26 protein-coding genes and 1 pseudogene are annotated in these 24,539 nt (G+C 68.7%); 21 read left to right on the top strand and 6 right to left on the bottom strand.

What is annotated here, in order from left to right; genetic code table 11:
* The first annotated feature begins 5 nt into the window (after positions 1-5).
* The 4 genes from F624_RS0104850 to F624_RS0104865 are packed head-to-tail and all read left to right on the top strand — an operon-like array spanning position 6 to position 2,913.
* The gene (locus F624_RS0104850; protein WP_019573142.1) at positions 6-458 is read left to right on the top strand and encodes a MaoC family dehydratase N-terminal domain-containing protein; all 453 of its coding nucleotides are present in this window, start codon (positions 6-8) and stop codon (positions 456-458) included.
* A 1-nt stretch (position 459) separates the two neighbouring features.
* Positions 460-882, top strand: coding sequence for a MaoC family dehydratase (locus tag F624_RS0104855; protein ID WP_019573143.1), 423 nt, complete (start codon positions 460-462; stop codon positions 880-882).
* A 26-nt stretch (positions 883-908) separates the two neighbouring features.
* Positions 909-1,745, top strand: coding sequence for an SDR family NAD(P)-dependent oxidoreductase (locus F624_RS0104860; protein ID WP_019573144.1), 837 nt, complete (start codon positions 909-911; stop codon positions 1,743-1,745).
* A gap of 10 nt (positions 1,746-1,755) precedes the next feature.
* Positions 1,756-2,913 carry an acyl-CoA dehydrogenase family protein gene (locus tag F624_RS0104865; RefSeq protein ID WP_031254130.1) on the top strand — a complete coding sequence of 386 codons (1,158 nt, stop codon included), beginning with the start codon at positions 1,756-1,758 and terminating at the stop codon, positions 2,911-2,913.
* Positions 2,914-2,952: 39 nt separating this feature from the next.
* Here F624_RS0104865 and F624_RS0104870 read toward each other — a convergent pair whose 3' ends face one another.
* Positions 2,953-3,366: a DUF2306 domain-containing protein gene (locus tag F624_RS0104870; protein WP_019573146.1), complete on the bottom strand. Its 414-nt coding sequence runs from the start codon at positions 3,364-3,366 to the stop codon at positions 2,953-2,955.
* A 197-nt stretch (positions 3,367-3,563) separates the two neighbouring features.
* Here F624_RS0104870 and F624_RS0104875 point away from each other — a divergent pair, with 197 nt between their 5' ends.
* The 13 genes and pseudogenes from F624_RS0104875 to F624_RS0104930 all read left to right on the top strand — a co-directional run bounded on the left by F624_RS0104875 (position 3,564) and on the right by F624_RS0104930 (position 16,896).
* Positions 3,564-5,105 carry an AMP-binding protein gene (locus tag F624_RS0104875; protein WP_019573147.1) on the top strand — a complete coding sequence of 514 codons (1,542 nt, stop codon included), beginning with the start codon at positions 3,564-3,566 and terminating at the stop codon, positions 5,103-5,105.
* Positions 5,106-5,141: 36 nt separating this feature from the next.
* Positions 5,142-6,887, top strand: coding sequence for a long-chain-fatty-acid--CoA ligase (locus F624_RS0104880; RefSeq protein WP_019573148.1), 1,746 nt, complete (start codon positions 5,142-5,144; stop codon positions 6,885-6,887).
* Positions 6,884-7,681: an enoyl-CoA hydratase/isomerase family protein gene (locus F624_RS0104885; protein WP_019573149.1), complete on the top strand. Its 798-nt coding sequence runs from the start codon at positions 6,884-6,886 to the stop codon at positions 7,679-7,681. The genes F624_RS0104880 and F624_RS0104885 overlap by 4 nt, the downstream gene beginning before the upstream one ends.
* A gap of 65 nt (positions 7,682-7,746) precedes the next feature.
* The gene (locus F624_RS0104890; RefSeq protein ID WP_031254132.1) at positions 7,747-8,652 is read left to right on the top strand and encodes an SDR family NAD(P)-dependent oxidoreductase; all 906 of its coding nucleotides are present in this window, start codon (positions 7,747-7,749) and stop codon (positions 8,650-8,652) included.
* 22 nt (positions 8,653-8,674) lie between these two features.
* A pseudogene (locus tag F624_RS36215) lies at positions 8,675-8,989 on the top strand (Zn-ribbon domain-containing OB-fold protein); the annotation flags it as partial.
* Positions 8,990-9,115: 126 nt separating this feature from the next.
* Positions 9,116-10,300: a thiolase gene (locus F624_RS0104895; RefSeq protein WP_031254135.1), complete on the top strand. Its 1,185-nt coding sequence runs from the start codon at positions 9,116-9,118 to the stop codon at positions 10,298-10,300.
* A 22-nt stretch (positions 10,301-10,322) separates the two neighbouring features.
* On the top strand, positions 10,323-11,489 hold the full coding sequence (locus tag F624_RS0104900; RefSeq protein ID WP_019573152.1) for an acyl-CoA dehydrogenase family protein: 1,167 nt from the start codon (positions 10,323-10,325) through the stop codon (positions 11,487-11,489).
* Positions 11,486-11,908, top strand: coding sequence for a PaaI family thioesterase (locus F624_RS0104905; RefSeq protein ID WP_019573153.1), 423 nt, complete (start codon positions 11,486-11,488; stop codon positions 11,906-11,908). The genes F624_RS0104900 and F624_RS0104905 overlap by 4 nt, the downstream gene beginning before the upstream one ends.
* Positions 11,909-11,939: 31 nt before the next feature.
* The gene (locus F624_RS0104910; protein ID WP_019573154.1) at positions 11,940-12,920 is read left to right on the top strand and encodes a Bug family tripartite tricarboxylate transporter substrate binding protein; all 981 of its coding nucleotides are present in this window, start codon (positions 11,940-11,942) and stop codon (positions 12,918-12,920) included.
* Positions 12,921-12,926: 6 nt separating this feature from the next.
* Positions 12,927-14,450, top strand: a complete 1,524-nt coding sequence (locus F624_RS0104915; RefSeq protein ID WP_019573155.1) for a class I adenylate-forming enzyme family protein — start codon at positions 12,927-12,929, stop codon at positions 14,448-14,450.
* A 16-nt stretch (positions 14,451-14,466) separates the two neighbouring features.
* Positions 14,467-15,474: a tripartite tricarboxylate transporter substrate binding protein gene (locus tag F624_RS0104920; protein WP_019573156.1), complete on the top strand. Its 1,008-nt coding sequence runs from the start codon at positions 14,467-14,469 to the stop codon at positions 15,472-15,474.
* A 73-nt stretch (positions 15,475-15,547) separates the two neighbouring features.
* The gene (locus tag F624_RS36460; protein ID WP_420536255.1) at positions 15,548-15,769 is read left to right on the top strand and encodes a branched-chain amino acid ABC transporter substrate-binding protein; all 222 of its coding nucleotides are present in this window, start codon (positions 15,548-15,550) and stop codon (positions 15,767-15,769) included.
* Positions 15,766-16,896, top strand: coding sequence for a zinc-dependent alcohol dehydrogenase family protein (locus F624_RS0104930; protein ID WP_019573158.1), 1,131 nt, complete (start codon positions 15,766-15,768; stop codon positions 16,894-16,896). Before F624_RS36460 ends, F624_RS0104930 begins: the two co-directional genes overlap by 4 nt.
* Before the next feature lie 20 nt (positions 16,897-16,916).
* Here the strand turns inward: F624_RS0104930 and F624_RS0104935 are convergent, their stop codons facing one another.
* On the bottom strand, positions 16,917-17,165 hold the full coding sequence (locus F624_RS0104935) for a hypothetical protein (protein WP_157443325.1): 249 nt from the start codon (positions 17,163-17,165) through the stop codon (positions 16,917-16,919).
* A 138-nt stretch (positions 17,166-17,303) separates the two neighbouring features.
* Here F624_RS0104935 and F624_RS0104940 point away from each other — a divergent pair, with 138 nt between their 5' ends.
* The 4 genes from F624_RS0104940 to F624_RS0104955 all read left to right on the top strand — a co-directional run bounded on the left by F624_RS0104940 (position 17,304) and on the right by F624_RS0104955 (position 21,073).
* A complete protein-coding gene (locus tag F624_RS0104940; protein WP_019573160.1) occupies positions 17,304-17,576 on the top strand; it encodes a hypothetical protein in 273 nt (90 codons plus the stop codon).
* Between the two features lie 14 nt (positions 17,577-17,590).
* Positions 17,591-17,890, top strand: coding sequence for a type II toxin-antitoxin system RelE/ParE family toxin (locus F624_RS0104945; RefSeq protein WP_019573161.1), 300 nt, complete (start codon positions 17,591-17,593; stop codon positions 17,888-17,890).
* Between the two features lie 571 nt (positions 17,891-18,461).
* Positions 18,462-19,886: a Fic family protein gene (locus tag F624_RS0104950; RefSeq protein WP_051107320.1), complete on the top strand. Its 1,425-nt coding sequence runs from the start codon at positions 18,462-18,464 to the stop codon at positions 19,884-19,886.
* Between the two features lie 158 nt (positions 19,887-20,044).
* Positions 20,045-21,073 carry a tRNA dihydrouridine synthase gene (locus tag F624_RS0104955; protein ID WP_084679414.1) on the top strand — a complete coding sequence of 343 codons (1,029 nt, stop codon included), beginning with the start codon at positions 20,045-20,047 and terminating at the stop codon, positions 21,071-21,073.
* A 6-nt stretch (positions 21,074-21,079) separates the two neighbouring features.
* On the opposite strand, the gene F624_RS32145 is transcribed toward F624_RS0104955, so the two are convergent.
* The 4 genes from F624_RS32145 to F624_RS0104975 form a co-directional block, all read right to left on the bottom strand.
* Positions 21,080-21,649 carry an SOS response-associated peptidase gene (locus F624_RS32145; RefSeq protein WP_019573164.1) on the bottom strand — a complete coding sequence of 190 codons (570 nt, stop codon included), beginning with the start codon at positions 21,647-21,649 and terminating at the stop codon, positions 21,080-21,082.
* Positions 21,650-21,883: 234 nt separating this feature from the next.
* Positions 21,884-23,233, bottom strand: a complete 1,350-nt coding sequence (locus F624_RS0104965; RefSeq protein WP_019573165.1) for a sensor histidine kinase — start codon at positions 23,231-23,233, stop codon at positions 21,884-21,886.
* Positions 23,226-23,966 carry a response regulator transcription factor gene (locus F624_RS0104970; protein WP_019573166.1) on the bottom strand — a complete coding sequence of 247 codons (741 nt, stop codon included), beginning with the start codon at positions 23,964-23,966 and terminating at the stop codon, positions 23,226-23,228. The genes F624_RS0104965 and F624_RS0104970 overlap by 8 nt, the downstream gene beginning before the upstream one ends.
* A 39-nt stretch (positions 23,967-24,005) precedes the next feature.
* A complete protein-coding gene (locus F624_RS0104975; protein ID WP_019573167.1) occupies positions 24,006-24,506 on the bottom strand; it encodes a Spy/CpxP family protein refolding chaperone in 501 nt (166 codons plus the stop codon).
* Positions 24,507-24,539 lie beyond the last annotated feature (33 nt).

Genomic DNA, 24,539 nt, shown 5'->3' on the forward strand with positions numbered 1-24,539 from the left:
GCACCATGATCGACAAGAAGTTCATCGGGCATGTGATGCCCCGCTTCAGCGCCGTGGTCGAGGCCGGTCGCCTGCGCTACTTCGCCAAGGCCACGGGCCAGACCGACCCGGTCTACAGCGACGAGGCTGCTGCCCGCGCCGCCGGCCACCCCGGCCTGCCGGTGCCACCCACCTTTCTGTTCTGCCTGGAGATGGAGTCGCCCGACCCGGCCGCCATCCGCGACCTGCTGGGCATGGACTACCGCACCCTGCTGCACGGCGAGCAGGGCTTCACCTACCACCGCATGGCCTATGCGGGCGACACGCTGAGCTTTGAGCAGCGCATCGACGACATCTACGACAAGAAGGGCGGGGCGCTGGAGTTCGTGGTGCGCGGCACCCGCGTGCGCAACCAGCGCGATGAACTGGTGGCCGAACTGCGCGCCGTGACCGTGATCCGCAACCAGCCAGGAGCCTGAGATGAGCACGCTTCCCTCTTTCGACCAGGTGCACGTGGGCGATGCCCTGCCGGCCTTCGAAACCCCGCCGCTGACGCGCCACACCCTGGCCCTGTACTGCGGCGCCTCGGGCGACCACAACCCCATTCACGTCGACATCGACTTTGCCAAGGCCGCCGGCCTGCCCGACGTGATCGCCCACGGCATGTTGTCCATGGCCTGGCTGGCCCGCTTGCTCACGAACTGGGTGCCGCAAAGCGCGCTGCGCGAGTACAGCGTGCGCTTTGCCGCCATGACCCAGGTGGGCGAGCGCATCCGCTGCGCGGGTCACATCACCGAGAAGTTTGAACGCCAGGGCGAGCGCTGCGTGCGCCTGGCCCTGAGCACCACCAACGCCGAGGGCGTGATCAAGCTGGCCGGTGAGGCCGTGATCGCCTTGCCCTGACCCTGGAACCTCTGAAGAAAGCGCACATGAGCAACGCATCGAACAAACTGGCGGGCAAGGTGGCCCTGGTCTCCGGCTCGGGCCGGGGCATCGGGCGCGAGATCGCCCTCAAGCTGGCCCGCGAGGGTGCGGCCGTGGTCATCAACGACCTGGACGAGGCCCCGGCCCGCCAGACCGTGGCCGAGATCGAGGCCGCCGGCGGGCGCGCCCTGGCCTGCGTGGGCAGCGTCACCGAGGCCGGCTTTGCCGAGCGCTTTGTCGAGGCCGCGGTCAGCACCTATGGCGGGCTGGACATCATCGTCAACAACGCCGGCTACACCTGGGACAGCGTGGTGCAGAAGATGAGCGACGAGCAGTGGGACGCCATGCTGGCCGTGCACCTGACCGCGCCCTTTCGCATCCTGCGCGCCGCCTCGGGCTTCATCCGCGAGGCCAACCGGCGCGAGAGCGAAGAGGGGCGCGATGTGTTCCGCAAGGTGGTCAACATCTCGTCCACCTCGGGCGTGTACGGCAACGCGGGCCAGGCCAACTACGCGGCCGCCAAGGCCGGCATCAATGGCCTCACCAAGGCCATGGCCAAGGAGTGGGGGCGCTACAAGGTCAACGTCAACAGCGTGGCCTTCGGCCTGATCAAGACCCGGCTGACCGAGGCCGACGCCACCGCCGGCGCCAGCATCGACATTGCCGGCCAGCAGATCAAGGTGGGCGTGAACCCGCAGATCCTGAAGAACGCCGAAGCCCTGATCCCCCTGGGCCGTGGCGGCACGCCCGAAGAGGCGGCCGGTGCGGTGTACCTGTTCTGCATTCCCGAGTCGAACTACGTCAGCGGCCAGGTGCTGGTGTGCGGCGGCGGTCGCCCCTGAGGAGCTTTTCATGGATGAGCAAAGCGTCTTGAGTTTTCCGCGCACCCTGTTCCGCGACGACCACGAGGCCTACCGCGAGACGGTGCGCCGCTTCGTGGCCCGCGAATGCCTGCCGCGCCAGGCCGAGTGGGACGAGGCCGGCCGGGTCGACCGCGAGACCTGGCTCAAGGCCGGCCGCGAAGGCCTGCTGTGCACGGCCATCAGCCCCGACTACGGCGGCGCCGGGGGCGACTTCGGCCACTGCGCCGTGCTGGTCGAAGAGGTGGCCCGTGCGGGTGCCAGCGGCCCGGGCTTTCACCTGCACTCCGACATCATCGCGCCCTACATCGAGCGCCTGGGCACCGAGGCGCAGAAGCTGCAGTGGCTGCCACGCTGCGCCAGCGGCGAGACCATCCTGGCCATCGCCATGAGCGAGCCCGGCGCCGGCAGCGACCTCAAGGCCATCCGCACCACGGCCCGCCGCGAGGGCGACGAGTATGTGATCAGCGGCGCCAAGACCTTCATCAGCAATGGCCTCAATTGCGACCTGGTGGTGTTGGTGGCCAAGACCCAGCCCGAGCTGGGCGCCAAGGGCACCTCGCTGATCCTGGTCGAGGCCGACCGGCCGGGCTTTCGCAAGGGCCGCAAGCTCGACAAGATGGGCCTGAAGGCCGCCGACACCGCCGAGCTGTTCTTTGACGAGGTGCGCGTGCCGGTGAGCAACCTGCTGGGCGAAGAGGGCAAGGGCTTCAGCTACCTGATGACCGAGCTGGCCCAGGAGCGCCTGATCATCGCCATCGGTGCCGCCGCCAAGCTCGAGGCCATGCTGGCCGAGACCATCCGCTACACCAAGGAGCGCATGGTGTTCGGCAAGCCCCTGTTCGACTTCCAGAACACCCGCTTCAAGCTGGCCGAGATCAAGGCCCGCGCCACCGCGGTGCGCATGATGGTGGACCAGTACCTGGCCGAGCACCTGCGGCGCAAGCTCAGCCTGCAGGAGGCCGCCATCGCCAAACTCTTCAGCACCGAGGAGTTGGGCCGCTGCCTCGATGAGCTGCTGCAGCTCTACGGCGGCTACGGCTACATGATGGAGTACCCCATCTGCCGCGCCTACGTGGACTCGCGCGTCAACCGCATCTACGGTGGCACCAGCGAGGTCATGAAAGAGCTGATCTCGCGCACGCTCTGAGCTGCCTGGCCCGCCATGTCCACCCTTCGGCTCCGTCGCTCACAGCAGGCCCAGCCACTGGCCCCACACCAGCTGGCCCAGGTAGCGCTGGGGCAGCAGCGTGAACACGCCGGCGCCCACGCAGGCCATCCAGTACAGCGACTGCATGCAGCGCCGGTGGCCGCTGATGTTGCGCCGGGCCAGAAACCAGAAGGCCCCGAACAGACCCGAGAAACACACCGGCACCAGCAGATGGATCGGGGTGTAACCCGCCCAGTTGGGCAGGCTGAAATCCCGAATGAACAGGGCCGAGGTGGCCGTGATCAGCATCAGCGTGACCCAGGCGTAGCCCGCGGCGCGGTGCAGCCAGGGGCGTTGCGTGCGGCCCTGACGGGCCCACAGCGCGACCGGGCCCAGGGCCAGGGCGCCCAGGGCAGCACTCAGGTGGATGGCGATGGTGGGTGTGAGTTGCATGGCAGATCAGGGGTTTCAACAGCAGATGGGGCGAAGTGTGCGCGGGCTCAGCGCCGATCACATCTGCTTTTCGACCGACTGCCTCTGTGCTTCGCCAAACGTCAATTTCAAAGTGCCGGTTGTCTGTTTTTCAAGCCGGTGACCGAGCGCCTTGGCAGCACGCCTGAAGCGCTTTTCAACTTTCAGGAGGCCCTCTGATGCATCCCCGAGTCCATGCCCGCACCCAGCCCGACAAAGCCGCCCTGGTGATGGCCGACAGCGGCCAGCGCCTGAGCTATGCCGAGCTCGACGCCCGCGCCAACCAGGTGGCCCAGCTGCTGCGCGCACGCGGCCTGAAGGCCGGCGACCACATCGCGCTGCTGCTGGAGAACCAGCTGCGCTTTTTCGAGCTGTGCTGGGGCGCCCAGCGCGCCGGCATCATCTATACCGCGATGAGCACGCGGCTCAAGGTGGCCGAGGCGGCCTACATCCTCGACAACTGCCAGGCGCGCCTGCTGGTCAGCTCGCAGGCCCTGGCCGCCCAGGCCAGCGAGCTGCTGGGCCAGATGCCCAGCGTGCACACCTGCCTGATGCTGGACGGCACGGTGCCGGGCTTTGAGTCGTATGAAGCGGCGCTGGCGGCCCAGCCGGCCACGCCGATCGCCGACGAGAGCGCCGGCGGCGACATGCTGTACTCCTCGGGCACCACCGGCTACCCCAAGGGTGTGTTCGTGCCGCCCGATTCGCCCGAGGTCGAGGCCGTGCCGGCCCTCACCGGCATCTGCCAGCGCGTGTTCGGCATGGACGCCTCCACGGTCTACCTGTCGCCCGCGCCGCTGTACCACGCGGCCCCCATGCGCTTTTGCATGAGCGTGATGCGCCTGGGCGGCACCGTGGTGGTGATGGAGCACTTCGACCCCGAGCGCTACCTGGCCGCGGTGCAGCAGCACCGCATCACCCACACCCAGGTGGTGCCCACCATGTTCGTACGCCTGCTCAAGCTCAGCGAGGCGCAGCGCCAGGCCTTTGATGTGTCGTCGCTGCGGGTGGCCATCCACGCCGCAGCACCTTGCCCCATCCCGGTCAAGCAGCAGATGATCGCCTGGTGGGGCCCGGTGCTGTGGGAGTATTACGCCGGCACCGAGGGCAATGGCATGACCCTGGTCGGTTCGGCCGACTGGCTGAGCCACCCCGGCACCGTGGGCCGTGCCGTGATCGGCCAGCTGCGCATCTGCAACGAGTTCGGCGAGCCCGTGCCTGCGGGCGAGACCGGCACCGTGTACTTTGCCGAGGGCAAGCCCTTCGCTTACCACAACGACCCGGCCAAGACCGCCGAATCGACCAACGCCCAGGGCTGGACCACGCTGGGCGATGTGGGCCATGTGGATGCCGAGGGCTACCTGTACCTGACCGACCGCAAGGCCTACATGATCATCTCGGGCGGGGTCAACATCTACCCGCAAGAGGTGGAGAACCTGCTGATCACCCACCCCCTGGTGATGGACGCCGCCGTGCTCGGTGTGCCCAACGAAGAGTTCGGCGAAGAGGTCAAGGCCGTGGTGCAGCCCCGTGACATGGCCCAGGCCGGCCCGGCCCTGGCGGCCGAGCTGATCGCCTTTTGCCAGCAGCACTTGTCGCACATCAAGTGTCCGCGCTCGGTCGACTTCGAGGCCGAGCTGCCGCGCCACCCCACCGGCAAGCTCTACAAGCGCCTGCTGCGCGATCGCTACTGGGCCGGCCACGCCAGCCGTTTGGTCTGAATACCCGCCTTCATGAATCTGTAGGAGACCCCCAACTTGACCGCCCCTGTTTCCCCGCGCCACCACAGCCACTGGCCGCCCGGCGTGCCGCATGAATTCCATCCCAGCGCCGTGGGCCTGAGCCACTACCTGGAGGTCGCTGCCCAGCGCTACCCGGCCAAGCCGGCCCTGCTGTTCTGCGGCCTGAGCCTGAGCTATGCCGAGCTGCACCGGCGCGTGCAGGCCCTGGCCGCCTGGCTGAACCGGCGCCTGGGCGTGCAGCCCGGCGACCGCGTGCTGCTGATGAGCCAGAACTGCCCCCAGTACGTGCTGGCCTACCACGCCGTGCTGCGCCTGGGCGCGGTGGTGGTGCCGGTCAACCCCATGAGCACCACACCCGAGCTGCAGTGGTTCCAGCAGGACACCGGGGCCCGCGTGGCCCTGCTGGCGCAAGAGCTGCTGCCCCGCCTGCAGCCCCTGCTGCAGTCCGGCGCCATCGAAGCCGCGGTGGTCCATGCCTATGCCGATGCCATGCACCCCGACGAGGTGGGCGCCCCCGGCTCGCCCTGGCCTGAGCCTTTTCACCAAGCGCGCCAGGCCTTGCCCGGCCCGGGCCTGCATGGGCTCGAAGAGGCCCTGGCCGAGGCCACCGAAAAGGGCTGGCAGCCCGACTGGCTGCACCCTGGCCCCGAGGCCCTGGCCGTGCTGCCCTACACCTCGGGCACCACCGGCCACCCCAAGGGCTGCATGCACACCCATGGCACGGTGCTGGCGTCCAACCTGGCCTCGCAGGTGTGGCGGCGCCTGCATGCCGATTCGGTGTTCTTGAGCGTGGCGCCGCTGTTCCACATGCTGGGCATGCAAAACGGCATGAACATGCCGCTCACCCTGGGCGCCACCCTGGTCATGATGCCGCGCTGGCATGCGCCCACGGCGGCGCGCCTGATCGAGCAGCACCGCGTCTCGGTGTGGACCGCGCCGCCCAGCATGGTGATCGAGTTCTTTGCCCAGCCCGATGTGATGGCGCGCGACCTCAGCAGCCTGAGCCTGCTCTCGGGCGGAGGCGCCGCCATGCCCGAGGCCGTGGCCACCCTGCTGGCCGATCGCTTCGGCCTGGCCTACAACGAGGCCTACGGCCTGTCCGAGACGGCCGCCTTTCTGCACGCCAACCCGCTGCACCGCGGCAAGCGCCAGTGCCTGGGCATGCCCACGCAGGGTGTGGTGTCGCGCATCGTCGACCCCGCCACGGGCGAGGAGCTGCCCGCGGGCGAGGTGGGCGAGCTGGTCACCAGCGGCCCGCAGCTCATGCTGGGCTACTGGCGCAACCCCGCGGCCACCGAGGCGGCCTTCTTCGAGCGCGACGGCCTGCGCTTCTTCCGCACCGGCGACCTGGCCAGCGTGGACGAGGACGGCTACTACTTCATGCGCGACCGCCTCAAACGCATGATCAATGCCTCGGGCTTCAAGGTCTGGCCGGCCGAGGTGGAAAGCGCGCTGTACGAGCACCCGGCCATCTTCGAGGCCTGCGTGATCGCGGTGGACGACACCAAGCGCGGCGAGACCGTCAAGGCCCTGGTGGTGCTGCGCCCCGGCCATGAAGGAACGCTGAGCGCCGAGAAGCTCATGGCCTGGGCGCGCGAGCGCATGTCGGCCTACAAGGTGCCGCGTCGGGTCGAGTTTGTGCCGGCCCTGCCCAAGTCGGGCACCGGCAAGATTTTGTGGCGCGAGCTGCAGGAGGCGCACCGGCGCAGCCCCGGCAGTGAGCCCGCCCCAGCCCACGCCGAACTTCAGGAGACCCCATGAACCCCGATAACTTCGAGCGCATCCGCTTCACCGTGCGCGATCAGGTGGCCACGCTCACGCTGCACAACCCCGAGCGGCGCAATGCCTTCGACCCCGCCATGCGCGAAGAGATGCGCCAGGTGGTGGCCCGGCTGCGCGCTGACCCCGGCATCCGCGCCCTGGTGCTGACGGGGACGGGCGAGCATTTCTGTGCCGGTGGCGATCTGCGCAACATCGCCACCGTGGGCCTGGACAACGCGGGCTGGCGCGCGCGCCTGCAAAGCCTGCACGACTGGCTCAAGGAGCTGATCACCCTCGACCGCCCGGTGATTGCCGCGGTGGACGGTGCGGCCTATGGGGCAGGCTTCAGCCTGGCCCTGTTGGCCGACTTTGTGATCGCCACGCCGCGGGCGCGCTTTTGCATGTCTTTCATGCGCGTGGGCCTGGTGCCCGACTGCGCCGCCTTCTACACCTTGCCCCGCATCGTGGGCGTGCAGCGCGCCCGCGAGCTGATGCTGTCGGCCCGCGAGGTCGATGCCGCCGAGGCCCTGCGCCTGGGCATCGCCATGGAGCTGCAGCCGCCCGAGCAGTTGCAGGCGCGGGCCCAGGCCCTGGCGGCCAGCTTTGTGCCGGCCTCGCCGATGGCGGTGGCGCTCGTCAAGCGCACCCTGGCAGCGCCCGGGCACGACCTGCCCACGCTGCTCGAGATGGAGGCCAACGCCCAGGCCCTGGCCATGGGCACCGAGGCGCACCGCGTGGCGGTGCAGCGCTTTCTCGACAAGCAGCCCGCGCTGTTCCAGTGGCCGGCCGCCTGATCCCCTTTTTGATGACACCTCAGCAACCCAAGGAGAACAACATGAGTCAATCCAGCCCGTCCCGCATGGTCGAAGGCAAAGTGGTGGTGGTCACCGGCGCAGGCGGCGGCATCGGCCGCGACATCGCCCTGGCCATGGCCCGTGAAGGGGCCCGTCTGGTGGTCAACGACATCGGTGCCTCGGTGGCCGGCGAAGGCAACGATGCCGGCCCGGCGCAGAAGGTGGTGGACGAGATCCGCGCCCTGGGCGGCGAGGCCGTGGCCAGCACCGACAGCGTGAGCGAGGCCCTCAGCGCCGGGCGCATCGTGCAGACCGCGCTCGACACCTTCGGCCGCATCGATGTGGTGGTCAACAACGCGGGCATCCTGCGCGACCGCTTCTTCCACAAGATGAGCCTGGACGAGTGGGACGCCGTCATCAAGGTGCACCTGTACGGCGCCTACTACGTGAGCCGCGCGGCCTCGACCCACTTCAAGGAGCAGGGCTCGGGCAACTACATCCACATGACCTCCACCTCGGGCCTGATCGGCAACTTCGGCCAGGCCAACTACTCGGCGGCCAAGCTGGGCATCGCGGCGCTGTCCAAGTCCATTGCGCTCGACATGCAGAAGTTCAATGTGCGCAGCAACTGCATCGCCCCCTTCGCCTGGAGCCGCATGATCGGCAGCATCCCCACCGAGACCGATGCCGAAAAGGCCCGGGTCGAGCGCATCAAGCAGATGACCCCGGCCAAGATCGCGCCCCTGGCCGTGTGCCTGGCCAGCGATGAGTCGTCTTACGCCAATGGCCAGATCTTTGCCGTGCGCAACAACGAGATCTTTCTGATCAGCCAGCCCCGCCCCGTGCGCTCGGTGCACCGCAGCGAGGGCTGGACGCCCGAGAGCGTGGCCAGCCACGCGCTGCCGGCCCTGAAGGCCATGTTCTACCCCCTGGACCGCTCGGGTGATGTCTTCACCTGGGACCCGATCTGAAGCCCCCCGCAAGGAGCCCGACATGAGTGAGCAACCCCAGGGCGTTCAGGCCCGGCATCAGGCCTGGCTGGACCAGGGCCGTTTCATGATCCAGCGCTGCGCCGCCTGCGGCCAGCATGTGTACTTTCCGCGCGCGGTCTGCCCGCACTGCGGCGCCGCCGACCCCGGCTGGGTGGAACCCAGCGGCGCGGGCACGGTGTACTCCGTCACCGTGGTGCGGCGCAAGCCCGAGGCGGGCGGCGACTACAACGTCTGCCTGATCGACCTCGATGAAGGCGTGCGCCTGATGAGCCGCGTCGAGCAGCAGCCCGCCGATGCGGTGCAGGTGGGGCAGCGCGTGAAGGCCCGCGTGCTGCAGGCCGAGGGGCAGGGCGGCATCGTGGTGTTCGACCCGCTGGCTGAGCCGGCCACGACCGCACCGACCCCGGTGCCGCGTGGGCCTGCCGCCCCGGCCGCCCCGGCGGTGCACACCCCGCCTGCCCTGCGCGCCTTGCGCGGCAGCGCCGTCATCGCCGGTGTGGCCACCTTCGGCTGTGGTGAGGCCACGGGCTACACCGAGATGGAGGTGCTGGCCCACGCCGCCCGCGCCGCCGTGGCCGATGCGGGCCTGACGATGCGCGACATCGACGGCCTGTGCACCGCCAGCGTGCTGTCCACCATGTGGCCCATGCCGGTGACCGAGTACCTGGGGCTGAACCCGCGCTACATCAACGGCACCATGGTGGGCGGCTCCAGCTTCGTGGCCCACCTGCTGCCGGCCATGATGGCCTTGCAGGCGGGTCAGTGCAACGCGGTGCTGGTCTGCTATGGCAGCACGCAGCGCACATCCACCTTCGGCCGTAGCGAGATCGCCAAGGCACGCCGCGTGATGGACCCGCAGCCCTACGAAACGCCTTACGAGCCCATGCAGCCGCTGTCGGCCTATGCGCTGGCCGCCCGGCGCCACATGCACCAGTACGGCACCACGCGGCGCGACCTGGCCGAGGTGGCGGTGGCCGCGCGCGCCTGGGCGCAGCTCAACCCCGAGGCCTTCATGCGCGACCCGCTGAGCATCGACGATGTGCTGAAGGCGCGCATGGTGTCCGACCCGCTCTCGGTGCGCGACTGCTGCCTGGTCACCGACGGGGGCGGGGCCTTGGTGCTGACCCGCGCCGACCGGGCCGCCAGCCTGCCGCGCAAACCGGTGTACGTGCTGGGCAATGCCACCGCCAATTGGAACCGCCAGATCTCGTCCATGCACGACCTGACTGTGACCGCGGCCAGCCAGTCGGGCCGCGAGGCCTTTGCCATGGCCGGCCTGGCCCCGCGCGACATCGGCCTGCTGGAGCTGTACGACGCTTTCACCATCAACACCCTGCTGTTCCTCGAAGACCTGGGCTTCTGCCCCAAGGGCGAGGGCGGGCGCTTTGTGCAGGGCGGCGCCATCGCCCCGGGCGGGCGCCTGCCGGTCAACACCAACGGGGGCGGGCTGTCGTGCGTGCACCCGGGCATGTACGGCATCTTCACCCTGATCGAGGCCGTGCGGCAGCTGCGCGGCGATGCCGGGGCCCGCCAGGTGGCCGGTGCCGTGACGGCCCTGGCTCATGGCAACGGCGGCACCTTGTCGAGCCAGGCCACCGCCATCCTGGGCACGGCCGACGCGCTGTGACCGCAACCGAAAGAACCCACCCATGATCCGAGACCCCCAAACCTTTCAGGCCCTGCTGGATTCCGTCACCCGCTTCACCCGCGAGCGCCTGGTGCCGGCCGAGAACGAAGTGGCCGAGACCGATGCCATCCCCCCCGCCATCGTGCAGGAGATGCGCGACATGGGCCTGTTCGGCCTGACCATCCCCGAAGCCTATGGCGGCCTGGAGCTGACCATGGAGGAAGAGGTGCGCGTGCTCTTCGAGCTGTGCCAGACCTCGCCCGCCTTCCGCTCGGTGATCGGTACCACCGTGGGCATCGGCTCGCAGGGCATCCTGATGGATGGCACGCCCGAGCAGCAGGCCGAGTACCTGCCGCGCCTGGCCACCGGCGAACTGATGGCCTCGTTCGCCCTCACCGAACCCGATGCCGGCAGCGATGCCGCCTCGCTGCGCACCACCGCGATCAAGGGCGTGGACAGCGAGGGCGAGCACTACCTCGTCAACGGCAGCAAGCGCTACATCACCAACGCCCCGCAGGCCGGCATCTTCACGCTGATGGCGCGCACCAACCCGGCCGACAAGGGCGCGGGCGGGGTGTCGGCCTTCATCGTCGATGCCCACTCGCCGGGCATCAGCCTGGGCAAGATCGACCGCAAGATGGGCCAGAAGGGCGCCCACACCTGCGACGTGATCTTCGACAACGTGCGCGTGCCGGCCCGCCAACTGATCGGCGGGGTGGAGGGGCGCGGCTTCAAGACCGCCATGAAGGTGCTCGACAAGGGCCGCATCCACCTGGCGGCGGTGTGCGTGGGCGTGGCCCGGCGCATCCTGGCCGATGCCCTGCGCTACGCCGTCGAACGCCAGCAGTTCGGCCAGCCGATTGCCGAGTTCCAGCTGGTGCAGGCCATGCTGGCCGACAGCCAGACCGAGCTGTATGCGGCCGAGTGCATGGTGATCGACGCGGCACGCCGGCGCGACGAGGGCCGCAACGTGTCCACCGAGGCGGCCTGCTGCAAGCTGTTTGCCAGCGAGATGTGCGGCCGTGTGGCCGACCGTGCGGTGCAGATCCTGGGCGGGGCCGGTTACCTGGCCGAGTACGGCATCGAGCGCTTCTACCGCGATGTGCGCCTGTTCCGCCTGTACGAGGGCACCAGCCAGATCCAGCAGATCGTGATCGCCCGCAACATGGTGCGCGAGGCCCGCGCATGAGCACGGCGGTGGCCCCTGCCGAAGCCGCCACCGACACCCGCGCCCTGTTTGCCCAGGTGGCCTTCAACCACCTGCTGGGCCTGCAGCGCGAGTTTGCCGAAGGCGGCGTGGCCCGGCTCTCGCTGGACCTGCGGCCTGAGCTGACCAACAACTTCGGCGTGGTGCACGGCGGCGTGCTGATGTCGCTGATGGACAGCGCCATGTCCAGCGCGGCGCTGTCGGCCACGGGGTTCCAGAAGGCGGTGGTGACCATCGACATGAGCACCAGTTTTCACCGCCCTGGCCGGGGCCGCCTGCTGGCCCACGCGACTTGCCAAGGTGGTGGCCGCTCGGTGTGCTTTTGCGAGGCCCGGGTGGAAGACGCCTGCGGCCAGGTGGTGGCCCGCGCCATGGGCACCTTCCGCTACGTGCGGGTGTGACCAGATTCAAGAAATACAACGGAGACAAGACATGCCAAGCTATTTTTCAAGGCCACGACGCGTACTGCTCGCGCTGGCCAGCCTGGGCCCCCTGCTGTGGGGCGCACCGGCCCAGGCCCAGGGCGGCGGGCAGCTCATTCGCCTGGTGGTGGGCTATGCGGCGGGTGGCCCGGTGGACGCCACGGCGCGTTTGTTCGCCCCGGCCCTGTCCAAGGAGCTGGGCCAGCCCGTGGTGGTCGAGAACCGCCCCGGCGCCGCCGGCAGCATGGGGGGCGACGCCGTGGCCAAGGCGACGCCCAACGGCCTGCTGCTGTACTTTGGCGCCAGCCCCACGCTGACCATCAGCCCGCACATCCTCAAGTCCATGCCCTTTGATGTGAGCAAGGACCTGACCGCCATCGCCCCGCTGGTGAGCTACACCAATGTGCTGGTGATCAACAAGGACCAGCCCTTCAAGACCCTGCCCGAGCTGGTGGCCTATGCCCGGGCCAACCCCGGCAAGCTGGCCTATGGCTCGGCCGGCATGGGGGCCTCCAACCACCTGAGCGGCGAGCTGTTTGCGCTGCGCGCCGGCATCAAGCTGACCCACGTGCCCTACAAGGGCAATGCGCCGGCCATGACCGATGTGATCGGGGGCCAGCTCAGCATGATGTTCGACATCATCGGCAGCGCCCGCAACTACATCAGCACCCAGCGCGTGCGGCCCCTGGCCGTCACCTCGCGCGAGCGCAATGCCTCGCTGCCCGAGGTGCCCACCATGGTCGAGTCGGGCATTGCCGACTACGACGTGGGCGGTTGGTACGGCCTGTATGGCCCGGCCCGCCTGGCGCCTGAGCTGGTGGGCCGCCTCAACGAGGCCACGCGCCGGGCCCTGGCCCAGGATGAGCTGAAAGCCAAGCTGATCGAGCAGGGCTACGACCTGTGGACCGGCAGCCCGCAGTTGCTGACCGAGCGCGCGGCGCGTGAACTGGCGCTGTGGGGCACGGTGGCCAAGGGCATCCAGGTGGAGTGAACCGGCATGACCCACCCCCCCACCCGACTTCACCACCTGTTTGACCAGCGTCTGGCGGCCACGCCCGACGCTGTGTTTTTGCACCTGACCACGCAGACTCTGAGCTACGCCCAACTGGGCACCCTGATCGACACCCTGCAGGCCGAGCTGTTGGCCCAGGGCGTGCTGCCCGGTGACCGCGTGCTGGCGGTGGCCGAGAACTGCCCCGAGCACGTGGCCCTGGTGCTGGCCTGCAGCCGCGTCGGTGCCTGGTCTTGCGGGGTGAACGCCCGCATGGCGCGCGGCGAGATCGAGGCCTTTGTGGCCAAGGCCGACCCGCGTCTCGTGTACTTCACCTGCGACGTGGGCAGCGCGGCCCGCGAGCATGGCGAGCACCTGGGGGCCCAGCCCTCGGCCCTGGCCGGCCTGAGCCGCACGGCCCGGCGCGAGCAGGCCACGCCCGAGCCCGCGCCGCTGGCCCAGCAGGTGGTGGCCATCATCTTCACCTCGGGCACCACGGGCGCGCCCAAGGGCGTGCTGGTGTCCCATGCCGGCCTGCTGCAGTTTGCCCGGGTGTCGGCCGAGTCGCGTGCCTTGACGCCGGCCGACCGCTCGTATGCCTGCGTGCCCATGACCCACATCTTTGGCCTGGGCACGGTGCTGGCGGCCTCGCTGCACGCGGGCGCGGCGCTGGTGATGCGCAGCCGCTTCGAGCCGGCGGATGCGCTGCAGGCCCTGGCGATGCACCAGGTGTCCAACCTGCAGGGGCCGCCGGCCCTGTTCACGCGCTTGCTGGCCTGGCTGGACGAGCAGGGCGTGGTGGGCCAGCCCCCGGCGCCCGCGCTGCGCTATGTGTATACCGGCGCCGCACCGCTGGACCTGCCCCTGAAGAACGCGGTGCAGGACCGCTTTGGCCAGCCGCTGCACCACGGCTATGGTTTGTCGGAATACGCGGGCGCGGCCTGCCTGGTGCGCCGTGGCCAGTGGCGCGAAGACACCGCTGCCGGTGTGCCGGTGGAAGGGGCCCAGTGCCGCATCGTGGACGACACCGGGCGCGAATTGCCCCAGGGCGAGCGCGGCGAGATCTGGCTGCGCGGCGTGGGCCTGATGCCGGGCTACTTCCGCGACCCGGTGGCCACCGCCCAGGTGATGCGCGAGGGCGGCTGGTATGCCACCGGCGACCTGGGCCGCATCGGGCCCGATGGCGCGCTGCACGTGGTGGGCCGGCTCAAGGAGATGATCATCCGCTCGGGCTTCAATGTGTACCCGGGCGAGGTCGAGAACGTGCTCAACCAGCACCCGCGCGTGCAGCGCTCGGCCGTGGTGGGCCGCAAAGAGGCCGACGGCAACGAGACCGTGCTGGCCTTTGTCGAGACCGTGGGCGGCCAGCCCCTGGGCGAGGCCGATCAGGCCAGCCTGCAGGCCCTGTTGCACGACCAACTGGCGCCCTACAAGCGCCCGGCCAGCATCACGGCCCTGGAGGCCCTGCCCATGACACACAGCGGCAAGGTGCTCAAGCGTGCCTTGCTGGACTTGCCCACCCCCGTCTGACCCCCAGGAGAACGCCATGTTGAAGACCCTTCATGAAAGCGCCGCGGCCCGCATCGACCGCCGCCAATGGCTGACCACGGCCCTGGCGGGGCTGACGCTACCGGCCTGGGCTCAAGCGCAAACACCGGCCTACCCGACGCGCCCGGTGAAGTTCATCGTGCCCTTTCCGGCCGGCGGGCCGGTGGACATCACGGGCCGCGCCCTGGCCCAGAAGCTGGCCGAGCTGTGGGGCCAGCCGGCCCTGGTGGACAACCGCGCTGGTGCCGGCGGCATGGTGGGCGCCGAGCTGGCGGCCCGCGCCCCGGCCGACGGGCACAACCTGTTCGTGTGCAGCATCCACCACACCGTGCTGCCCGCGCTGAACCCGCGCATGAGCTACGACATCGAGCGTGACTTTGCCGCCGTCAGCTTTGCGGCGCGCTTTCCGGTGGTGCTGGTGGTGCACCCCAGCCTGCCCGTGAAGAGCGTGGCCGAGCTGATCGCCCTCGACAAGGCGCGCCCCGGCACCCTGGCCTTCGCCTCGGCCGGCAATGGCGGCGGCACGCACCTGGCGGGCGAGCTGTTCAACATGCTGGCTGGCACCCGGCTGCAGCATGTCCCCTACAAAGGCAGCGCCCCGGCCATGACCGACCTGCTGGGCAACCAGGTGCCCATCATGTTCAGCGATGCCCCCACCGCGCTGCCCCAGATCCGCGCCGGCAAGGTGCGTGCGCTGGCCGTGGCCAGCGTGCAGCGCTCCAGCCTGTTGCCGGATCTGCCCACGGTGGCCGAAACCGGCCTGCCGGGCTACGAGGCCTATTCCTGGGCCGGCGTGCTGACCCCGGCGGCCACCCCGCGCGAGCTGGTCGCCCGCCTGAGCGCCGACATCGGCCGCGCCCTGGCCCAGCCCGAGGTGCGCCAGCGCCTGCAGGACGCCGGCGCCGAGCCCGCCCCGGGCAGCCCCGAAGCCTTTGCCCAACTGCTGCACGCCGAGCGGCTGAAGTGGGCGCAGGTGGTGAAGGCGGCGAACATCCGGATGGATTGACCTTTGGACCTACCCAGGGCCCCGCAGAGTGGCTATTTGTCGTGCACTGCCTTCACCACGAAGGAGAACCCCCATGAACCCATGGATGACAAATCGCACTCCACGGTATGGGCCACCGCACAGGCCGGCGTTGGTCCAGAGCTTCAAGCTGCCGCGCATGAATGGCTTGCAGGTCAAGAAGCCGGCCGAATCCCAGATGCCCTGGGATGACTACAAGGTGCTGGCCACCATCCCGGGCGAGCAGGCCTTCCAGCCGCTGTCCAAGTCCAAGTGCTCTCTGGTGAAGAACCCATGAAAACCCGTGCTGCTGTCCTCACGCGCATTGGCGCGCCGGCCCCCTATGCCGAAAGCCGTCCCCTGGAAGTCACCGAGGTCGATCTGGCCCCACCTGGCCCGGGCGAGGTGCTGGTGCGGGTGGTGGCCGCCGGCCTGTGCCACTCCGACCTGTCCATCATCAACGGCGACCGCCCGCGCCGCACCCCCATCGTGCTGGGGCACGAGGCCGCCGGTGTGGTGGAAGCCCTGGGCGAGGGCGTGACCGACCTGGTGCCCGGTGACCACGTGATCCTGGTCTTTGTGCCCAGCTGCGGCCACTGCGCCCCCTGCTCGGAAGGCCGCCCCGTGCTGTGCGAGCCGGCCGGCGCGGCCAATGTGGCCGGCACCTTGCTGGGCGGCGGGCGCCGCCTGTCCTGGCAAGGCCAGCCCATGGACCACTTTGTGGGCGTGTCGGCCTTTGCCCAGCACGCCGTGCTGTCACGGCGCGGCGTGCAGAAGATCGACCGCGAGCTGCCGCTGGAGATCGCGGCCCTGTTCGGCTGCGCCGTCATGACCGGCGTGGGCGCGGTGGTCAATACCTCGCAGGTGCGCCCTGGCCAGAGCGTGGCCGTGGTGGGCCTGGGCGGTGTGGGCCTGTCGGCCGTGATGGGCGCCCTGGCCGCCGGCGCCGGCCGTGTGGTGGCGGTGGACCTGGCCGACGACAAGCTGGCCTTTGCGCGCCGCCTGGGCGCCACCGACGTCGTCAACGCCGGGGCCGACAACGCGGTGGAGCAGCTGCGCGAACTGACCGGCGGCGGTGTGGACCACGCACTGGAGATGGTCGGCTCGGCCCGCGCCCTGGAGTTTGCCTACCGCGTGACCCGCCGCGGCGGCACCACCGTGACCGTGGGCCTGCCCGCGTCCAGCCAGAACCTCAGCACCCCCGTGTGGCACCTGGTGGCCGAAGAGCGCACCCTCAAAGGCAGCTACCTGGGCAGCTGCGTGCCCCGGCGCGACATCGGCCGCTTTGTGGCCCTGTACCGCCAGGGCAAATTGCCGGTCGACCAGTTGCTCACCGGCCGCCTCAGCCTGGACCAGATCAACCTGGGCTTCGACCGCCTGGCTCGGGGCGCGGCGATCCGGCAGGTGATCATGATGGAGGGGTGAGGGGAGGGCTGTCTGGTGCCTCAGCCGTCGGCATCCTCGATGTCGGCAGGCCACTGGCTGATTTCCTCGTCCAGATCCTGCAGCCGCTTCGGCCCATCAGGCAGCGTGCCCACAAAGCGCCGGTAACCCCGGCGCAGCCGCGGCGACAGCCTGAGGTAGCGGTGCACCCACTCAGGGGGCTCGTTGGTGGACGTGGCCTTGGAGGTGGTGGATGCGCCGCTTGCCGCGGTGTGTTGGTTCCCTGAGCGCATTGGATTCAGATCGGTCATTGCAGAGACAGTCCGTTGTTTGTGGTTGTGCAACGGATGATCCGCGGGGCTGCGTCAGGGTGTGTCGCTGAGGGTAGAGTGGCTAGCGGGCGTTTTGTGGGTGTTGTTGATGGATCCCATCTGGGCTATGTTCATTTCATGAAAATCGTCGCGACCCCGCCTGTCTGCATCGATCCCGCATCTCGTGAGGAAATCGAACAAGCCCTTGATGAAGGCGACAGCTTGGCGTGCATCGCCGAAACGGCTGTTCGGCAGGAAATCACACGCTGCGAACCTCAGTCCGAGTTCCTCCGTCGCGGTATCGCTGCCATCGACCGGACTGCCGCTGCGGGCGATGGCATCGCCCCTTCCTCCGTCATCGCCAGGCTGGAGGCCAAACTGGCTGAGGCCCGAAAGGCCAGGCCGTCCTGAGTTGCCGGGCGAGATTGAAGCCCGAAGCCGTTGATGATCTGGAAAGGTTGTTCGACCTTTTGCTCGAACGAGAGTTGGCAAGTGTCACCGGCAAGCTGGATCTTGCAGCGAGGGCCATCGAGTCGATTCGGCAGGGATGTCTGTTTCTGGCCCACAGTCCCTTCAGTTGCCGAAAGGCTGGACAAGGCCCGTTTCTGCGCGAGTTGATCATTCCGTTTGGCCGCTCAGGCTACGTCGCGCTCTTTGAAATCCGCAACGCCCAGGAAGTCGTCATCGGGGCCATTCGCCATCAGAACGAAAGCGATTGCCACTGAGCCGTGGGGGAGCGCCGGCAGGCCCCGACACACTTGTCACCACAGTCCGGGCTCTGGAGCAAAAAAGCAGGCTTTGAGCATTGCTGCGACACCTGCTGTCGTACTGAGCTGGCCCTCGAATTGCGGAGTTCATCGCTCAGCCCGGAGGATGCCGGGAAGGAGAGAAGAGATGTACGTTGGAGGCATGAGCAGAGCCAGGTACACCTTGGCGTTCAAGCAATAAGCCGCCAAGGCAGGACGGCCTGCTGCATTGGTGGCCAAGACCCTGGGGCTGGCCTCGGCCCAGACTCGGTGACCGCCTGAGGTAGTGGTGCACCCACTCCGGGGGCTCGCTGGCGGCATCATTGCAAGGGGGCGTTGATGCAACGGCATCCATCTCGGAGCACTGGGCCCTGCCGCCGCGCCAGCAGGTCGAGCGCGACTGCGCAAGGGTTGCCGCCTTGATTTTTGCGTTCTGGACTTTGGCGGGCTGCGAGCTTTCCCCTTGGGCTTTTCGGAGGGGCGAGTCCTTGGGTGCCGAAACTGCGCCAAATTTTTGGCGCAGTTTCTTGGACTGCGCCAAAATCGCGCCATGTCCAAGGCCTCTCCAAATCCGCTAACCCCAGCCGCGTCTCGCCATGCCAAGGCAGATGCCTTGCTGCAAAGCATTCAGGCAGCGCCGCATGGCCTGGGTCTGGCCGATTTGCTGGCGCTGCATCCGGAATGGGCTCGGCGCTCGGCGCAGCGCGTTCTGAACAGCTGGCTGGCTCAGGGTCGCATTGCCGCCCAGGGCCAGGGGCGAGCCCGCCGCTACAGGGCGGGGTCTCCTGAAGGCCAGGGGGCGGTGATGGGGTTGGCGGGCCCTGACGGGGTGGTTGGCGAGCGCTTTTTGCGCGGCCTGGCACTGTCGGCAGATAGCCGCGATGTACTGGCCTATGTCGACCAGCCGCTTGAATTACGCCGGCCAGTGGGCTACCAACGAGATTTCCTGGAGTCGTATCAGCCCAACAAGAGTTGGTACCTGTCGGATTCGTTGCGCCGTCAGTTGCATCAGATGGGGCGCACCTCGGCCATCGCAGCCCCCGCTGGCACCTACAGCCGCGCCATTTTGAATCGCTTGTTGATTGATCTGTCCTGGGCCTCCAGCCACCTCGAGGGCAACACCTATTCCAGGTTGGATACCCGGGACTTGATCGAGCGTGGCAAGGTGGCGCAAGGCAAGGCTGCGATCGAGACGCAGATGATCCTGAATCACAAAACGGCGATCGAGATGCTGGTGGACAACGCTGACCGAGCGGCTTTGGATCGCTACACCTTGATGAACTTGCACAGTGCGCTGGCCGAAAACCTGTTGCCGAACCCCGCGGATGAAGGGCGTCTGCGCTGTCATGCAGTGGATATCAGTCAGAGCGTGTACCGCCCCCTGTCGACGCCACAACTCATTGACGAAATGCTCGACGCCCTGCTGCACAAGGTGAATCTGATTGGTGACTCGTTCGAGCAGTCGTTTTTTCTGATGGTGCATTTGCCTTACCTTCAGCCCTTCGCCGACATCAACAAGCGCACTTCGCGCCTGGCTGCCAACCTGCCTTTGTTTCGCGCCAATCTTTGTCCTTTGACCTTTCTTGATGTGCCTGAACAGGCCTACAGTTGCGCGATGCTGGGCGTGTACGAAATGACCCGGATCGAATTGCTGCGGGATCTGTATGTGTGGGCGTACGAGCGTTCCTGCCACGAATACCTGGCACTCAGGCAGGAACTGGCCGAGCCTGACCCTCTGCGCTTGTCCTGGCGGGATTTCATCAGGCAAGTCATCCGTGAGGTGGTGCAGAACCCAGACGAAGACCCCCTCCATCGCATCCGAAAAGCGACTGCTCAGTCTGTTCCCGAGCATGAGCGTGACAACGTGCAGGCCTTGCTGATTGAAGAGCTGAGACGCCTGCACGTGGGCGTGCTCGCTCGTTACGGCCTGCGCCCTTCCGAATTCAGCATGTGGCGGGCCGCCCACCCTGACTGAAGCGGGGCTTTGTGCAGGCGGCTGGGCCTGGATCCGAAGTCGGCGAAAATCCCTACCTGCCAGCCCCGGCCCCTGACCGGCCAGCCTGCTGAAGCGCCGCTCCCCCAGCGGCACCTTCCCTTTTGTCTCTCTGACTTTTCTCTCTTCTCGTTTTTGCCATGGCTATTTTGTTGGCGCCCATGGAGGGCCTGCTCGATTGCGTGTTGCGCGATGTGCTGACCCGTGTGGGTGGGGTGGATCTGTGTGTATCGGAGTTCATCCGGGTGACGGGCACGCTGCTGCCCGAGCGGGCGTTTCGGCGCATCGTGCCCGAGCTGGACAACGGTGGGCGCACGGCGGCCGGGGTGGCGGTGCGGGCGCAGCTGATGGGCTCTGACCCGCAGTGCCTGGCCGAGAACGCGGCGCGGCTGGCGGGCCTGGGGCCGGCGGGGATCGATCTGAATTTTGGCTGCCCGGCCAAGGTGGTGAACCGGCATGGCGGCGGCGCCGCCTTGCTGCAAGACCCTGAGCTGCTGCACCGCATCGTGTCGGCGGTGCGGCGGGCGGTGCCGGCCGAGGTGCCGGTGTCGGCCAAGATGCGCCTGGGTTTTGACGACGACCAGAGTGCCGAGGACTGCGCCCGGGCGATTGCGGCCGGGGGCGCCAACCAGCTGGTGGTGCATGGCCGCACCCGTGCCCAGGGCTACAAGCCGCCGGCTTACTGGGCGCGCATTGCGGATGTGCGCAGCGTGGTCAACATCCCGGTGGTGGCCAATGGCGAGATCTGGACGGTGGCCGACGCGCAGCGCTGCCGCGCCGAGTCGGGCTGCCACGATTTGATGCTGGGCCGCGGCATGGTGTCCGACCCCGGGCTGGCCTGGGACATCCTGGCCGCCGATGGGGCGGCTGAACCTGGCCAGGCCCCGCAGTGGGCCGATCTGCAACCCCTGTTCCACCTGTTCTGGGCGCGGGTCAAGTTGCGGGTGGAGCCGCGCAGCCGGGCCGGGCGCCTCAAGCAGTGGCTCAACTACCTGCGGCGCCGCTACCCCGAGGCCGAGCAGGCCTACCAGGGGCTGCGGCTGATCAATGATGCGCGCCTGGTGGAGGCCTGGATGGCCGAGCACCTTGCCGCGCCGCCTGAACTGGCGCCGGCTGCGGCCGAAGCGACGGCCGAGCCCGAAGCGCTGGCCGAGGCCTGCGCGGGCTGATCCGCCTTATTTTTTGCCTTCGACCGGGTTGGCCAGCAGCGATTGCGCCGGGTAGGCGCGCATGAAGTCGCGCGCTTTTTCGGGCGTGGTGTTGAGCCAGGCGTCGTAAGAGCCTTCGTTGAGGATGACGGGCATGCGCTTTTCGTTGCCGTCGTGCTGGTAGCGCCGCATCAGCGCGTGGCTGTTGGCGTTCACGGTGAGCAGGGTGAAGCTGATGATCTCTTCGCCCTCGGCGCCGGTCCAGCGCTCCCACAGGCCGGCCACCCCCAGGGGCTTGCCATCGACCCGGGCGATGCGGGTGGGCACGGCCTTGCCGGTGCGCAGATCGTCTTCAAAGAAGGCCATCATCGGCACGATGCAGCGTTGCGAGGCCAGCCAGGCATCGCGAAACGGGGTGGAGGTGGTGAGGGTTTCCGAGCGCGCGTTGACCAGCTTGACCGAGCGCAGCTTGGCGTCCGAGGCTGATTTGACCCAGGCCGGCACCAGGCCGAACTGGCCGATGACGAGTTCACGCCCTGGCAGCTCGGGGGCTGGGGCGTCGGCGGTGGCGTCTGCGATGGCTTTGGCGTCTGGCACGGCCAGTTCGGGGGCGGTGGCATCGAGGGGGGGCGCTGGCAGGCCCCTTGCGGATGAAGGCCGCCGGGCGGCGCGGCACGATGTCGCGGCCGGGCAGTGGGTTGGGGGCGCTCACGCGGAAGGCGTCGCTGAACAGGGTGTCCTGGGTCAGGCTCTGGTAATGGCTGGGCATGGGGGGATGCTAACCGCCTGGAGCGCCTTGGGCCCCTGTTGGGCCTGCGCGAAGCAGCCTTCTCAAACACCGGGCGGCAGTGTGACCCGCACCTCCAGCCCGGGCTGGGCGTTGCGCACCTGCCATTGGCCGCCATGCGCCTGGGCCACCAGGCGGCACAGGTACAGGCCCAGGCCCACGCCGCCGCTGCTGCGCTCGCGGGCGGCGTCGGGGCGGTAAAAGGGCTCGGCCAGGTGGGGCAGCACCTCGTCGGGCACGCCGGGGCCGAAGTCGCGCACGCTCAGCACCCATTGCAGGCCCTCGGCCTGCAGGCTGATCACCGGGGGCCGCGCGGCCTGGGCGCTGTGGCGCAGGGCGTTGTCCAGCAGGTTGCGCACCAGCAGGCGCAGGCGGCTCGGGTCCAGCTTCAGCAGGGGCATGCTGGCCGGCATTTGCCGTTCGATGGCGCTGGCGCCCTCGAGCTGGGCCAGCACCTCGTCCACCAGGGCGGGCAGGGCGGTGGGTTCCAGGTGCAGGGCCGAATGGCCTTGACCCAGGCGCTCGCTTTCCAGCAGGTCGCTGATCAGGTCGCGCATCAGGGCCAGGTCGCGGGTCAGGGCCTCGCGCAGGGGCTGGGCCTCGCCGCTGTCGGGCAGCAGCTCGGTGTTCAGGCGGGCCCGGGTCAGGGGGCTGCGCAGTTCGTGGCTGATGGCCAGCAGCAAGCCGCGCTTGGCCTCCAGCATGCCGTGCAGGCCTTGGGCCATGGTGTTCACGTCGGCGGCCAGGGCGGCCAGTTCATTGTGGCCGCGCAGCGGGATGGGCTGGGCAAACTTGCCCTGGCCAAAGCGCCGGGCCCCGGCGCGGATGTCGTCCAGCGGGCGCAGCAGGCGGCGCAGATACAGGTAGGTACCGGCCGTCAACAGCAGCAGCGCCGCGAGGGTGAACCAGCCGATGCGCCGGGGCTGGTACTGGCCGCGGTTCAGGTTCAGGCCCAGCTCGATGTGGTGGCCGTCGGCGGTGTCGCGCTGCAGCAGAGGCGAGTCGCCTTCGCCCTCGCTGGCATGGCGGCGCCACCCGCGCTCGGCATGGGGCGCGGGGTCAGACACCCAGTTCACCTGGGGCCCGCTGATGCGCAGCGTGATGGGCAGGCGCTGCACCAGGGCCTGGGCCTTGTCCACCTGGGGCGGGCTGCCCAGGTCGGCCACCAGGTGGTCCACGTAGTCGACCACCAGGGGGCGGGCGGCGTCGCGCCAGCCCAGGCTCATGGCGCGCTGCATGCCGCCGATGAAGGTCAGCGTCAGGGCCACCGCCAGCACCAGGAACAGCACGATCAGGCGCAGGCGCAGCGAGTGCCGCCACGAGTGCCGCAGCGCGTGGTGCGCCCGGTGCAGGCGATGCAGCCGGCGCAGTTTGCGGGGGGATGGGTCAAGCATGGGGCGCTGCCTGGCCCCGGGTGTCGCCCAGGTTGGGCGCCAAGGGCGCCAGCCCCAGCGAATAGCCCGCGTTGCGCACGGTCTTGATGCAGTCCAGCGGCTCCAGCTTCTTGCGCAGCCGGCTCACCACGATGTCGACCGCGCGGGTGTACAGCTCGGCCTCGTGGCCGCGCAGCTGGTTGAGGATGTCGTCGCGGCTGAATACCTTGCCGGGCTCGCGCGCCAGCAGGTGCAGCAGGTCGAACTCGGTGCTGGTCAGCTCCAGGGCCTGCCCGGCGCGTTGCGCCTGGCGGGTCACGGGGTCGATCTGCAGGCCGTCAAAGTGCAGGGGGCCGCCGGGTGCAGGATGGGCCGGGCGGGCCGGCTGGCGCCGGCGCAACACGGTCTGCACCCGGGCCACCAGCTCGCGTGGCTCGAAGGGTTTGGGCAGGTAGTCGTCGGCGCCCAGCTCCAGCCCCACCACGCGGTCCATCACATCGCCGCGGGCGGTCAGCATCAGGATGGGCAGGTCGCTGGTCTTGCGGATCTCGCGGCACAGGGCAAAGCCGTCCATCTCGGGCAGCATCACGTCCAGGATGGCGGCGTCAAAGCCGCCCACCGGCGGCTGCGCCAACCGGGCCAGCCCCTCGCTGGGGCGCAAGGCCTGTTCCAGTTGCAACTCGAAGCGGGCGAAATACGCCGCCAGGGGCGGCCCCAGGCCGGTGTCGTCGTCGATCAGCAGGATGCGTGGCATGGTGCGGATTGTGGCCGATGCGAGATCGTGAACAGGCTCTTAGCCACCCCAGCGGTGGCCGTGGCGCTTCTGCATGAAGTCGCGCACCTTCTGCTGCTGCTCGGGCCGCAGGCTGTCGTAGAAGTCGCCAAAGGCGGCAATCACCTCGGGGCTCTGGTTGCGCACGATGTCGGTCTTGTCGTTGACCAGGGTCTGGGCGCGGCTGCGGTCAAACTTGTTGCCGGCCACCAGAGCCTGTAGTTCGGCACGTGGGTCGGTGCTGTTGCCCATCAAGGCCTTGCGCTGGGCGTGCAGCTTGTCGCCCAGGGCGCTCAGCAGCTGTTTCTGGGGGGCATCCAGATCGAGCTTGCTGGCGACGCGATCGACCATCTTGCCGCGGAACTGGGCGGCGTCGGTCTCGCTCATGGGCCCTGAGCCCATACCCATGCGGGGGCCATCGCCCATGTGGCCGCAGGCACTCAGGCTGCCGGCCAGCAGGGTGGCGCCCAGGGCGCCGAACAGAACACGTTTGTTGAGGAAGCTGAAGCGGATGAATCGCATGGCAGGCACTTTCAAGGACAGTGGTGGAAGAAC

It is taken from the genome of Curvibacter lanceolatus ATCC 14669 (assembly GCF_000381265.1).
GTDB lineage: Bacteria > Pseudomonadota > Gammaproteobacteria > Burkholderiales > Burkholderiaceae_C > Curvibacter > Curvibacter lanceolatus.

What these genes read in the sequence shown, in the direction of transcription:
- F624_RS0104850 (WP_019573142.1), top strand. Translation starts at nt 6, where the DNA reads ATGATCGACAAGAAGTTCATCGGGCATGTGATGCCCCGCTTCAGCGCC.
- F624_RS0104855 (WP_019573143.1), top strand. Translation starts at nt 460, where the DNA reads ATGAGCACGCTTCCCTCTTTCGACCAGGTGCACGTGGGCGATGCCCTG.
- F624_RS0104860 (WP_019573144.1), top strand. Translation starts at nt 909, where the DNA reads ATGAGCAACGCATCGAACAAACTGGCGGGCAAGGTGGCCCTGGTCTCC.
- F624_RS0104865 (WP_031254130.1), top strand. Translation starts at nt 1,756, where the DNA reads ATGGATGAGCAAAGCGTCTTGAGTTTTCCGCGCACCCTGTTCCGCGAC.
- F624_RS0104870 (WP_019573146.1), bottom strand. Translation starts at nt 3,366, where the DNA reads ATGCAACTCACACCCACCATCGCCATCCACCTGAGTGCTGCCCTGGGC.
- F624_RS0104875 (WP_019573147.1), top strand. Translation starts at nt 3,564, where the DNA reads ATGCATCCCCGAGTCCATGCCCGCACCCAGCCCGACAAAGCCGCCCTG.
- F624_RS0104885 (WP_019573149.1), top strand. Translation starts at nt 6,884, where the DNA reads ATGAACCCCGATAACTTCGAGCGCATCCGCTTCACCGTGCGCGATCAG.
- F624_RS0104890 (WP_031254132.1), top strand. Translation starts at nt 7,747, where the DNA reads ATGGTCGAAGGCAAAGTGGTGGTGGTCACCGGCGCAGGCGGCGGCATC.
- F624_RS0104900 (WP_019573152.1), top strand. Translation starts at nt 10,323, where the DNA reads ATGATCCGAGACCCCCAAACCTTTCAGGCCCTGCTGGATTCCGTCACC.
- F624_RS0104905 (WP_019573153.1), top strand. Translation starts at nt 11,486, where the DNA reads ATGAGCACGGCGGTGGCCCCTGCCGAAGCCGCCACCGACACCCGCGCC.
- F624_RS0104910 (WP_019573154.1), top strand. Translation starts at nt 11,940, where the DNA reads ATGCCAAGCTATTTTTCAAGGCCACGACGCGTACTGCTCGCGCTGGCC.
- F624_RS0104915 (WP_019573155.1), top strand. Translation starts at nt 12,927, where the DNA reads ATGACCCACCCCCCCACCCGACTTCACCACCTGTTTGACCAGCGTCTG.
- F624_RS0104920 (WP_019573156.1), top strand. Translation starts at nt 14,467, where the DNA reads ATGTTGAAGACCCTTCATGAAAGCGCCGCGGCCCGCATCGACCGCCGC.
- F624_RS36460 (WP_420536255.1), top strand. Translation starts at nt 15,548, where the DNA reads ATGAACCCATGGATGACAAATCGCACTCCACGGTATGGGCCACCGCAC.
- F624_RS0104930 (WP_019573158.1), top strand. Translation starts at nt 15,766, where the DNA reads ATGAAAACCCGTGCTGCTGTCCTCACGCGCATTGGCGCGCCGGCCCCC.
- F624_RS0104935 (WP_157443325.1), bottom strand. Translation starts at nt 17,165, where the DNA reads ATGACCGATCTGAATCCAATGCGCTCAGGGAACCAACACACCGCGGCA.
- F624_RS0104940 (WP_019573160.1), top strand. Translation starts at nt 17,304, where the DNA reads ATGAAAATCGTCGCGACCCCGCCTGTCTGCATCGATCCCGCATCTCGT.
- F624_RS0104950 (WP_051107320.1), top strand. Translation starts at nt 18,462, where the DNA reads ATGTCCAAGGCCTCTCCAAATCCGCTAACCCCAGCCGCGTCTCGCCAT.
- F624_RS0104955 (WP_084679414.1), top strand. Translation starts at nt 20,045, where the DNA reads ATGGCTATTTTGTTGGCGCCCATGGAGGGCCTGCTCGATTGCGTGTTG.
- F624_RS0104965 (WP_019573165.1), bottom strand. Translation starts at nt 23,233, where the DNA reads ATGCTTGACCCATCCCCCCGCAAACTGCGCCGGCTGCATCGCCTGCAC.
- F624_RS0104970 (WP_019573166.1), bottom strand. Translation starts at nt 23,966, where the DNA reads ATGCCACGCATCCTGCTGATCGACGACGACACCGGCCTGGGGCCGCCC.
- F624_RS0104975 (WP_019573167.1), bottom strand. Translation starts at nt 24,506, where the DNA reads ATGCGATTCATCCGCTTCAGCTTCCTCAACAAACGTGTTCTGTTCGGC.